Source organism: Nostoc sp. 'Peltigera membranacea cyanobiont' 213 (assembly GCF_002245975.1).
In the GTDB taxonomy this organism is placed as follows: domain Bacteria; phylum Cyanobacteriota; class Cyanobacteriia; order Cyanobacteriales; family Nostocaceae; genus Nostoc.
This window is the reverse complement of the sequence record NZ_NOLI01000331.1, coordinates 1-2,186: the sequence shown is the minus strand read 5'-3', so window position 1 is coordinate 2,186 and position 2,186 is coordinate 1. Positions and strand designations below refer to the sequence as shown.

The 2,186-nt window shown below is 34.9% G+C and carries 1 protein-coding gene and 2 pseudogenes; all 3 read right to left on the bottom strand.

Annotation, left to right across the window (positions count from 1 at the left end; all coding sequences use genetic code 11):
- Positions 1 to 356 (bottom strand): annotated as a pseudogene (locus CDG77_RS34665) (STM4011 family radical SAM protein); the annotation flags it as partial.
- Positions 357 to 391: 35 nt separating this feature from the next.
- Positions 392 to 1,657, bottom strand: a complete 1,266-nt coding sequence (locus tag CDG77_RS34660) for a hypothetical protein (protein WP_094333628.1) — start codon at positions 1,655 to 1,657, stop codon at positions 392 to 394.
- A gap of 81 nt (positions 1,658 to 1,738) precedes the next feature.
- Positions 1,739 to 2,186 (bottom strand): annotated as a pseudogene (locus CDG77_RS34655) (STM4012 family radical SAM protein); the annotation flags it as partial.

Below are 2,186 nucleotides of genomic sequence, written 5' to 3'. Positions count from 1 at the left end.
ACCCATTCGGAATGAAAAGTTGCCCAAAGCGCCAATTTATCTTTGTTACATTCCTCTACCCAATCTAAATTACAAGAGAGATTAGTTTGAATTGCAGCTTTATTAACATTGGGCAAATGCGTTAATTTTATCAGTGCTTGCTGATAGCAAGAATGGATTAGGGCTTCTCCCCAAGGAGTAAACAGAATTGAAAATTGATGTTGGGGATGTTGGGAAATCCAATCTACAAACCGTTCTAAAGATTGTTGATCGATAGCTAATTCTGCGGCTGTTTGTTGGCGTTTAGCAAAAGGGCAATATTCACAACCGTAGTTGCAACTAATTAAAGAACCGCGATAGAGGATTGTGAGGTGCATAGTAATAGTTATTATTGAATATTAGTTAAATTTGATTATTCGCAGGCAGAATAATATCTATCTGGTGTTTTTTGTCTCTCGGAAATAACTTCAATCTCAAATTGATTAAATTCTTTAATTATCTCATCAGTTAAATAATTATCAGTAATATCAAGAGTATCTAGTTGACGAATAGATGGACAATTAAGTAAACATTCTGCACCCTTGCATCCTAAGTTTCCAACTGAAATATCTAGTTCCAGTAAATTTTCAAGAATTGGAGAATCTACTATAGCAAAAGCCATATCATCTGAGAAGACACAGTTACGTAGTCCTAAATATTTAAGATTTGGGAATATATGAGAAAAATTTCTAATCGATTCAAGAACATAGGAATATCTTCCGTCTGTACCAAACCATAATTCAAGGTATTCTAAGGCTGGTAATTCTAGCTGGCAAATTTCATCAATCACATCATAGGAAATTTCACCCTCGATAATAATTGCTTTTAAAGTTTCATGTCTAACTGGACTGAATTGTATCCCGGTGGAGTTTTTATAATACCTTGAAGAACTATTGCAGCGAATCTTTAATACTTCTAATTGTGGATAAGCTAACAAAATATAACTGAAATTACTGTATAGAAGTGGTAAATGATGCCATTCAGAATTGTTAACATCTCCTATAAATAAAGCTTTAATGTTACCAAGTTTTTCATTAGCATTAAGTAATGCATTCATAACAGGAAGAAAAGTATAATCTTCTAAAGAACTTGTGTACCAAAATCCGAAGACCAAAGCTTCAATCTGATTAGCAAGAGGACTTTGCAAGAATATTTGCAGTTTGTCTACACTATTCATGCTAGGTTTCCAATAGTCTTCTTTAGGGATAATCCTTAAAGCGTAAGCTATATCAACTGTCTCACTAATCTTAGTGGTAGGATCAAATTCAATCACTTTTCGGTTAGCAAATGTAGTTGAATAACCACAAGGAATACTATAGAGTTTCTCAAAACTCCTCCAGAACTTGTAATTTTTTAAAGCTAATTCTATTTGAGGGTATTCTATATCTTTTAAAACTTTCAATGCTGATCTTTGAACTTTCCTAGATTTATTTTTCAAAGCTTCAATTAGCAAATATAACCCTGCATCGCCATAGTTTAATGCTTCACTTACAGCTGCAATTCCAGCTTCAATATTGGAACTCGATAAGCGTCTTTTAACACCTTCAATTCCACCTAAAACAACACCTTGTACTGGTGGCGGTGCTTCTCCTCCGAGTACTGCATCAAATTCTCTAGGCTGATTTTGATTGTTTGTCATATTTTCTCCAACGGTAGATGTAATGTAAATATCAGTAGAAACGTGATTAATCGCTTCTCTACAAATCTTTTTAAAACCCTACTATTTCAACTCATAATCCTGCATTAATTCCTGAACTTTCTCAGAAAATAACCACGCGCCAATAGTATCAGAACGCTCAATGCCAAATTCAGTTAACTGCAAAATATCCTCATCTTTTATCGCCAAACTTAAAGCAAGCAGTTCTGAAAATTCTGGAAAATCAGCGTATACTTCACTACCAAATTGCTGACGATAACTAGCACAATTCAATCCTTCATTGGAAAGCAAAGATAACAAAATATACCGCCGACGTTGTTCTTCAGTATTTAGTTGAAAACCATAGTGTGCGTAGTCAAATGACTCATCTGCTGTTTGAATATATGCTTGTAAAATCTCGCTGATTCCCTTTGCTCCCACTGCATACTCGTTGGAGTAGTGCAAAGTATTAGTGTAGGAACGTGCGCCACAACCTAAACCAATCATCCCGTCGGCTTGACAGCAGTAGACG